2 protein-coding genes are annotated in these 1,157 nt (G+C 47.9%); both read right to left on the bottom strand.

Annotated features, from left to right (window positions below):
- On the bottom strand, positions 1 to 447 hold a 447-nt coding region (locus R7127_RS26630), incomplete at its 3' end, for a metal ABC transporter ATP-binding protein (RefSeq protein ID WP_318148727.1).
- Positions 447 to 1,157: metal ABC transporter solute-binding protein, Zn/Mn family (locus tag R7127_RS26625; protein ID WP_318148726.1), on the bottom strand; the 711-nt coding region annotated here is incomplete at its 5' end. The genes R7127_RS26625 and R7127_RS26630, both read right to left, overlap by 1 nt.

Raw genomic sequence — 1,157 nt, 5'->3', positions numbered from 1 at the left:
GAACAACACACGCTGTTGCTCGCCACCAGAAAGTTGCCCCATACGACGATCTGAGCGAGCGGCCATGCCGACACGATCTAATTGCGCCAACGCACGTTGTGTTTGTTTGGTTTTACGGCGCCAGAATAGTGGGATTCGTGTTTGGTTCAGCAACACAAAATCCATCACCGTTAGCGGTAAGCTGGCTTCAAACATCGCTTTTTGAGGAACATAACCAACGTTTCCGCCATGCTTATTGTGAGTCTTATTCGGCCAGTGAACGGAAATGTCGCCAGTAAAAGGCGTAAGTCCAAGTACGGAGCGCAACAACGAGGTTTTTCCTCCACCATTTGGACCCATAATCACATGGCACTTGCCCGGCTCGAAGGTTGTAGTAACATTCTGCAATATCACGTTGTCACCGTATTGGAGACTTAAATTATCTATCGAGATAGAAGGACCAAGCATTACGCTTTCTCCTGTGCGTGTTTGCTTGCCACGAACTTCATCGCTTCAATCAAGGTCTCAACATTTTCGCGCATCTCAACTTCCACTTTGTTCGCTTCGTATTCCCCATGCGTCATGTGAGAAAAACGGTAGAGCTTAACTCCTGTCGCTTCTTCGATGGTATCAACAAAGCGATTTGGCATATTCAGCTCGTAAAACAACACATCAATGCCAGATCGTTTGATCTTCTCGATCGTCTCTTGCAGTTGGCTCGCGCTCGGCTCCACGCCATGAGCTGGCTCAATCACTGCAGCAACATCCACACCAAACTCTTGCAGAATGTAGCCGTATGCGTTGTGCGTTGTCGCAACCTTCATTCCCGCCGTGTCCAATTCGCCCAACGACAACATGGCATCACGTTTCATCATGCGAAAAATTTTAGCGTATTGACGCGCGTTTTTACGGTAGAAATCGGCATTGTCAGGGTCGAGTTTGCTCAACTCGCTCGCGATGGTATAAACCTTTTGAATCGTTGTTGAGAGCCCAACGAACGTATGTGGATTCACCGCGCCTTGCCCGACTGATTGTCCCATTGCTGGCAATAGCGGAACTTCTTTGTTGGCTTCAATGACAACGAGATCATCGCGTTGCGACGCGTTGATCACCTTCAATGCAAAATCATCATGGCCAATACCATTCACCACAATGACATCCATTTCATTAAGACGTTT

It is taken from the genome of Vibrio sp. 1159 (assembly GCF_033340395.1).
GTDB lineage: Bacteria > Pseudomonadota > Gammaproteobacteria > Enterobacterales > Vibrionaceae > Vibrio > Vibrio alginolyticus.
Note: the sequence above shows the minus strand (reverse complement) of the source record. Positions and strands in the feature narration are given on the sequence as shown.